The 1,595-nt window shown below is 72.0% G+C and carries 2 protein-coding genes and 1 pseudogene; 1 reads left to right on the forward strand and 2 read right to left on the reverse strand.

The window, feature by feature from the left end:
• Positions 1–246: 246 nt before the first annotated feature.
• Complete coding sequence (locus tag IE277_RS46595; protein WP_189960180.1) at positions 247–813, forward strand: universal stress protein; 567 nt, start codon at positions 247–249, stop codon at positions 811–813.
• Between the two features lie 147 nt (positions 814–960).
• On the opposite strand, the pseudogene IE277_RS46600 reads toward IE277_RS46595, so the two are convergent.
• Positions 961–1,170 (reverse strand): annotated as a pseudogene (locus tag IE277_RS46600) (sensor histidine kinase KdpD); the annotation flags it as partial.
• Position 1,171: 1 nt separating this feature from the next.
• Positions 1,172–1,595, reverse strand: a 424-nt coding sequence (locus tag IE277_RS46605) for a winged helix-turn-helix domain-containing protein (RefSeq protein ID WP_189960182.1), incomplete at its 5' end; no start/stop codon positions are given.

Below are 1,595 nucleotides of genomic sequence, written 5' to 3' on the forward strand. Positions count from 1 at the left end.
ATCTGGGATGCCCCGGACGCGGGGAGGCGGACCGGGGCTCGCAGTCGACGTTATGCCCGGCGCCGTAGGGTCCCGGCCGCCCCCTGACGTGACGCTGACGCTGATCCGGACGACCTTGACGGCCTGCTGACGCCTTGGCCGGGAGGGCCGGTCAGGGACCGTCAGAAGGATGTCAGGAACGGGCGTTGGGGCTGTTCGGGAGCGGCGAGGCGCGGTGTCATGGAAGGGATTTTCGAGGAGGAACCGATGTCCGAGTACGACCCGCCTCCGGCCGCCCGGGTCCTGGTGGGAGTGAGCGGTTCGCTGGGCAGCGCGACCGCGCTGAGCAGGGCCGCCGTCGAGGCCAGGCGCCGGGGTGCGGAGCTGTGGCCGGTGCTGGCGTGGGAGCCGCCGGAGGGCGATCTCTCCTCCCGCAGGTTCCCGGCGGCGACCGCGATGGTCCCGCAGTGGGAGCGGCTGGCGCGCGAACGGCTCGTCGAGGCGCTGCGCGAGGTGTTCGGCGGCGCGGACACCGGGCTGCCCGGCCAGGCGCTCATCGTACGGGGCGCGCCCGGACCGGCGCTGGTGCAGGCCGCGTCCCGCGAGAACGACGTCCTCGTCATCGGCACGGGGCAGCGGGGCCGGCTGCACCGCGCCCTGTGGCCCTCGGTCAGCCGCTACTGCCTGGCCCACGCGACATGCCCCGTCCTCGCCGTGCCGCCCTCGCCTCTCCAGGCGGAGCTGACGGCGGTACACCGCCGGAACGCGTGGCGGCTCCGGCTGAACTCCGGGCATGTGGAGCGGGAGTTGCACATGGTGCCGCCGGAGGCGTGAGGCCCCGGGCGGGGGCGCTCACCGGCGCCGGCAGGGTGCCGCTGAGCCCGCCCTCCCCCATCGCCCCAGCGGCACGACTGCCCGCAGCTACGTGGATGCGACGACTGCGACTCCCAGGGGCGCGGGGAACTGCGCGACCAGCCACCGGCTAGTGTCCCGGTACTCCGGTTCGCGGCGCTCCGCCTGTTCCAGGCCGTGCGGCATCACCTCCGTGCGCGGCCGGTGGTGATGTTCCACGAAGGCCACGACACAGTCGGTGCCCCGTTCGGTACGGCGGTGTGCCTCGGAGAGCATCGCATAGGTCTTGCCGACGCCGGGTGCCGCGCCGAGGTAGATCCGGAGCTTGCCGCGTGTCATGTCATCCCTCGAAGCGGTAGCCCATGCCGGGCTCGGTGATCAGATAGCGGGGGTGGGAAGGGTCCGTCTCCAGTTTGCGGCGGAGCTGAGCCATGTAGACGCGCAGGTAGTTGGTCTTGTTGCTCTGCGAGACGCCCCAGACCTCCTGGAGCAGCTGTCTCTGGGTGATGAGCCGGCCGGGGTTGGTGACCAGGATCTCCAGCAGATGCCATTCGGTCGGGGTCAGCCGTACGTCCTTCCCATCCCGTACGGCCTTCTTGGCGAGCAGGTCGAGGCTGAAGTGCTCCGTCTCGACGAGTGTCGTCTCGGGGACGAGCGGGGTGTCCTCGGTGCGGCGGACGGCCGCGCGGAGCCGGGCGAGCAGCTCGTCCATGCTGAACGGCTTGGTGATGTAGTCGTCGGCGCCGGCGTCGAGGGCGGCGACC

The organism is Streptomyces alanosinicus, from assembly GCF_014650595.1.
GTDB classification, from domain to species: domain Bacteria; phylum Actinomycetota; class Actinomycetes; order Streptomycetales; family Streptomycetaceae; genus Streptomyces; species Streptomyces alanosinicus.

What these genes read in the sequence shown, in the direction of transcription:
- IE277_RS46595 (WP_189960180.1), top strand. Translation starts at nt 247, where the DNA reads ATGTCCGAGTACGACCCGCCTCCGGCCGCCCGGGTCCTGGTGGGAGTG.